Annotated in this window: 7 protein-coding genes and 1 pseudogene; 1 reads left to right on the top strand and 7 read right to left on the bottom strand. The window is 46.0% G+C overall.

Going from position 1 to position 5,008, the window contains the following annotated elements:
• From lacNas_RS10500 to lacNas_RS10470, 7 genes are all read right to left on the bottom strand, one after another.
• Positions 1-794 (bottom strand): N-acetylglucosamine-6-phosphate deacetylase (locus lacNas_RS10500; protein ID WP_201346839.1); only part of this gene is annotated, 794 nt, incomplete at its 3' end.
• A 119-nt stretch (positions 795-913) separates the two neighbouring features.
• Positions 914-1,411 carry a hypothetical protein gene (locus lacNas_RS10495; protein WP_201330400.1) on the bottom strand — a complete coding sequence of 166 codons (498 nt, stop codon included), beginning with the start codon at positions 1,409-1,411 and terminating at the stop codon, positions 914-916.
• Positions 1,412-1,438: 27 nt separating this feature from the next.
• Complete coding sequence (locus lacNas_RS10490) at positions 1,439-1,927, bottom strand: hypothetical protein (protein WP_201330398.1); 489 nt, start codon at positions 1,925-1,927, stop codon at positions 1,439-1,441.
• A complete protein-coding gene (locus lacNas_RS10485) occupies positions 1,917-2,522 on the bottom strand; it encodes an ATP-binding cassette domain-containing protein (RefSeq protein ID WP_201330397.1) in 606 nt (201 codons plus the stop codon). Before lacNas_RS10485 ends, lacNas_RS10490 begins: the two co-directional genes overlap by 11 nt.
• Positions 2,523-2,556: 34 nt before the next feature.
• On the bottom strand, positions 2,557-3,087 hold the full coding sequence (locus tag lacNas_RS10480) for a hypothetical protein (protein ID WP_201330396.1): 531 nt from the start codon (positions 3,085-3,087) through the stop codon (positions 2,557-2,559).
• The gene (locus lacNas_RS10475; RefSeq protein WP_201330395.1) at positions 3,087-3,902 is read right to left on the bottom strand and encodes a hypothetical protein; all 816 of its coding nucleotides are present in this window, start codon (positions 3,900-3,902) and stop codon (positions 3,087-3,089) included. Before lacNas_RS10475 ends, lacNas_RS10480 begins: the two co-directional genes overlap by 1 nt.
• 185 nt (positions 3,903-4,087) lie before the next feature.
• Positions 4,088-4,315, bottom strand: a complete 228-nt coding sequence (locus tag lacNas_RS10470) for a hypothetical protein (protein ID WP_201330394.1) — start codon at positions 4,313-4,315, stop codon at positions 4,088-4,090.
• Positions 4,316-4,469: 154 nt separating this feature from the next.
• Between lacNas_RS10470 and lacNas_RS10465 the strand changes: the two are divergent.
• Positions 4,470-5,008 (top strand): annotated as a pseudogene (locus lacNas_RS10465) (TIM-barrel domain-containing protein); the annotation flags it as partial.

Here is a 5,008-nt window from a genome sequence, read left to right as displayed (position 1 = left end):
TCCTTGCCTTTAGCCGCCAGCAAGGCCTTGATGGCGCTAGGCGTGACGTGGTGACCATCTGCAATCAGTTCGTTGTCCATGTTCTCCAGAGCCATGGCCGCGTTGGCGATGTTTGGCCGGTTGTGGGAGAAGTCCGGCATCCCGTTAAAGGTGTGGGTAAAAATCGTTGCCCCAGCCTGCGCGGCTGCCTTAGTCTGGTCATAGCTGGCACTAGAGTGACCCAGGGCCACCTTGACTCCCCGGCTGACAGCATAGCTTACAAAAGCTGGCGTTCCTGGACGTTCTGGCGCAAGAGAGATCTTCTTCAGCATCCCCTTTGACGCTTCCAGCCACTTGTCCAGTTCTGCCGGGCTTGGGTCCATCATGTATTTTGGATTTTCCGCCCCCGCGTGTTCTTCCGTGAAAAATGGGCCTTCAAAGTGAATCCCTTGAATCTTAGCTCCGCTTTCTTCTCCCTGGTGAGCAGCCAGCATCCGGCAGACTTCAGCCAATTGCTCACTGGACGCGGTCACCGTCGTTGGCAGCCAGCTGGTTACCCCGGCGCTCAGCAGGGCTTCAGACAGGCGGTTGATCCCCTCCCAGTCGCTCTTCATCACGTCTTCTTTAACAGAGCCGTGGATGTGGGTGTCAACATAGCCCGGAGCCACACTGAAGCCAGTGTAGTCCACCGCGTCCGGCACTTGGCTGCCTTCTGGCAGGTAGGCCCCGAATTTACCATCAACAATCTCTAAATAGCCGCCTTTTTCCCGGCCATTTGGCAGGTAAAACTGATCAGCATGAATGTAATAGCGCATTTTTTCTCCTTAGTAAAACAATCTTTTCCTTCTATTATTCTTAACTCTGTAAGCATTTTAGTCAATGCTTTGCTAAAAAATGAGCAAAAATAAAACTGCCCGTTTCAGGCAGTTAAAGATCAGCTATTAGATTTTTTGAAGAAAAAGCCCTGCGACCGGACCAGGTCTTCAGCAACTTTCTTCTGCTCATCCGTCAAATTGTAAAAACTTAGCCGCAAGCCGCCTTCAAAGAGCATCAATGCCAAATTGTCATGATCCTGCAAGGCAATTTTTAAACCAAGTGTTTCGTTCACGCAAAAACGCTTGATGAGCTTGCTCAAGTCCGGGTATTCTAATCGGCTTAGAAGATCTTGATGACGCAAGGAGTTCAGCCAGTCATCACCGTAATCTACATCATACAAATAGATTTCCGCGTCATAATAGCTGACCAGGCCCAAAATAATGAAAGAAAGCTTTTTAGAAAAAGATTTATAGTACTTTTCTTGGATAAATGACTCAAACTCATCAAATTTATCATTTCCAGCTTGAAAGGTTATAGGAAAGAAATCAAGGTAATACCATTTCCCTTCATTCTCTTCATCATCTTTAGCCAGAATATCATCAAGTTTATTTTCCAACAATTCTACCCCTAAATCTGTCTTCATCTAACCCAAAGATAAGCACAGGCAAAAGCCCAGCCGAATCAAGACTAGCAGCAGGATGATCAACCAGCTCTTCTTCAACTTCATCCCCGCCCAAGCGGCTAAGCCAGTTAACACAACATACACTAGCAGTCCGAGCAAAAGCTGCCAGCTAAAGGCCAAGAATAAAATAAGCAGGTTGGGCCAATAAGATGTTGCCAGGCCTGGACTAAGCAATTGCCAGATGGCGCGGTTTTCTTCCTTCGCTGACAATCGCCGCACCTTCATGAAGACCCACACTTCCTGCATGTCTTGCTGGCAGGAAACAAAGATCCACAGCTGCATGGCCAAAAGGCCAAGGCCAAACAAGATAGTGACCGGGGTGAGCAGGTAAATCCCATAGCTGATCTGCCCTGCCGCTGCTGCTTTCTGCGGTCCCTGGACTTCTAAAAGCCAGACTTCCAGCAGACTGACGATTGCGCTTAATTGCAGAAACCGTTTGTTAATTTTCATTTTGAGTCAGCACGCCTTGCTCTAAGACATAATGCTTGTTGTAGTTGATACCTGGAACTTGATCGTGGGACGCGATTACCACGCTCCGTCCTTCTTTAGCCAGGTCATTGACCAAGTCCGCGAAAGCCAAAAGGGAATCCGCGTCCAAGCCTCTTGACGGTTCATCCAGCAGAATCACGTTCTGTTTTTCCATGACAGCCTGGATGATCCCGGCCTTCTGCCGCATCCCAATTGAATACTTGCTCATGCGCTGCTTGCTGGCTAAGTCCAAGCCCAGTCTTTGGCAAAAAGTCTGCGTGTAGTTATAGTCAAATTCATGCTTGAGCTTGGCTAGAAAACTCAAGTTGCTCTTCAAGTCAGCGAATTCCAAAAAGCCGGGGTTTTCAATCAAGGCACCGATTTCGTCTTTTTCGCCCAAAGTGCACTTCCCGCCAGTTGCCTGGTAGATGCCGGTAATTGCTTTAAATAAGGTAGATTTTCCGCAGCCATTTGGCCCGGTGATGTGGACCAAGTCGCCTGGCTCAAGGGTAAAGGTCGCGTCCTTAATTACTTCCTGCCCTTGAAAGGACATCTGCAAGTGGTCAACTTCTAACATTTCTTTCCTCCAAAAATTATCAGCTGTAATTGCCCTACAAGCTGCCAATAGCTCTAAGCGCGCCATAAAGAGGCCCAAGCTCAATTAAGTAGTGATATAAAAGTGGCAATAATGTGGCTGCTGCTAATAGCGGCCAGCCTTTTGCCAGCATAAAACTATAGGCGTATAGGGACGTTGTCAGTAGCAAAATCAAAAACTTAGCCAGCAGAATGATGATCGTCAGCCGGAACTCAGCTGCTCCCGCAATGCGGGCTCCAAACAAATAACAAGTCACAAGCTGGCTTATGTAAAAGAGACTAGCAACCAGCAAATTGAACTGCAGAATTTTCACATAAACCTTGGCAAGCGACTGACGTAATTCAACTAGCTCCCTGCTCTTTCTAAGAGCCAAGTCATAGCTCAAAATGATTAAGCAAGCCGGCAGCTGGATTAAGTAAGTGTAAAAGCCCGCCAAACCGATCCCAAACATATTTTTTATCGGTGAGATGACAGGAGCAATAAGTGCTAAAAAGAGCATCATCCCCCAGACAGTCTTGGCTTTCGGATTCCAAAAAATCAGCTTCATCAATCCAGCAGTCCTTGCTCTGCTTTACGCATATAAAGACGCGCAAATAAAACGGAAAGGCCAGCATAAAAAATCAGGCTGACAAGCGGATATACAATTGTAACTCCCATCAGCTTTCCATTAACCGTCATGACACCTGGTGCCTGTATATTGCCAAAAAGCAGCGCGTATGCAAAATCATAGAGAACTGGAATATTCGTTTGAGCAATGACTATTGGAAGAACTGAACCAGCAAAACTGACCAGCAAGGCTACAGGAATCACCAAAATCGTCCGTTTAACAAAGAGGCAAGCGCTGTAAGTCAATAAAGCCCAAATTCCCCAGCCCAGTGCTGAAATAACAGTATAGATCAAAAGTTGTAAGCTGGCATTTTGGTTAAAAAGCGTAAAAGCAGTTTCTGATTGCTTAAAAGTAAGAGAAAAGTCCAGATAGCCGAACTTGACGGATACAATCAAAAGCTCCATAGCAGTCAGCAATAAGCGGTACACGGCAGCTAGCACAAAAAGCTGCAGACCCTGTTTGGCCCAATAGTTTCGCCTATTTACACGAGTCAAAGCGCTGCTGTCCAGGTTGCTGTTCTTTTGATAGATCAGCATCCAGCTGACGATTGCTGGGAATAAGGCTAAAAATAATACAAAGTGAATTATCGACTCATATCCACCCGCGAGCTGCGCGTTATAAAACAGTTGCCAAGCCAAATTCGCACTAGGCTTAAGCATCTTATTTGCCTCAATAGCGCCAAGCTGGTTCTGTGCATCAACCAGTGTCAATAAGGCCAACCCACCAAAAACATAGCGATTCTTTACTAAGTTCATCCTTTTCACCTACTTTTTATCCGCACTAAAGTGCAGTCTTACATTGCTATAGTTGGGTTCGAAATTAGAAGATCTCACTGCCGCACGATAATGCTTATTTTTCACGCCAGTGTTATTGCTTGCTCTAGTTGTTTTATTTTTATGCAAGTCAGTTTCCGCTGATCGTGTTTCACCAACATTATTCACTAATTTACTCCAGTCGTTCCAGCGGTCCATGTTGCAGCACCAACTAACCAAGTTACTGATAACAGTGACATGGCAATTAACCCTGCAGTCAACGCTTTCGCTTTTTTCATTATATTTTTCTTCTTTTTTATAAATATTAATCTGTTGTTTAATTTGATTATATCATTATTTTTTTTGTGACAACGCCAAACGTCCATTTTGGTTATATATAAATTAGCTGTGTTCAACAAATCATCGTTTACACTGAGCAACATACCGTATATTTCTAAACCCTGTCAATTACAACTCATCCGCCCAAACTGGTATAGGCTATTTTTTCCAATTTACCAGCTTTTTGGCTATAATTAGATTAGATATTTCATGACATAAAGGAAAAAGATTATGACTGCAGACCTGCAAAATTCAAGACATCAATTAGGAAGACTGGTTGGCGTCAATAAGCGTGAAAATTACTATGAGCTTCATTACGCGACCGGCGAGATTGCCCGCGTCTACTTGATCGCAAACGGCATCTTCCGCTACTGGCTGGATCCAAGTCAAGAATTTGCCGAAACAGAAGACATGCTGGTCAAAGGCATTGAGCCCGACCCGCAATGTTTCGCCCGGGCCACGGCCCACGCGACCAGCGACATGTTCATCATCACTGCTGGCAGCTGCAAGTTGATTTTCCAGCAGAAAACCGCTACCTTCAGCATCTTTGACGAATCCGTCCACCGGCCGCGGATGGTCCAGGCTTCCGCCCTCGAACTGAGCGGCAAGCACAGCATCGAGATCTTGAAGCAAGGGCAAAACGAATACTACTACGGCGGCGGGGTCCAAAACGGCCACTTCAGCCACAAGGGTGAAAAAATCACCATCAAGACCGACGGTATCACCGGGGCTGACGGCGTTCTGGCTGCCGTGCCTTTCTTCTGGACCAA

The organism is Lactobacillus nasalidis, from assembly GCF_016587775.1.
Taxonomy (GTDB): domain Bacteria; phylum Bacillota; class Bacilli; order Lactobacillales; family Lactobacillaceae; genus Lactobacillus; species Lactobacillus nasalidis.
Note: the sequence above shows the minus strand (reverse complement) of the source record. Positions and strands in the feature narration are given on the sequence as shown.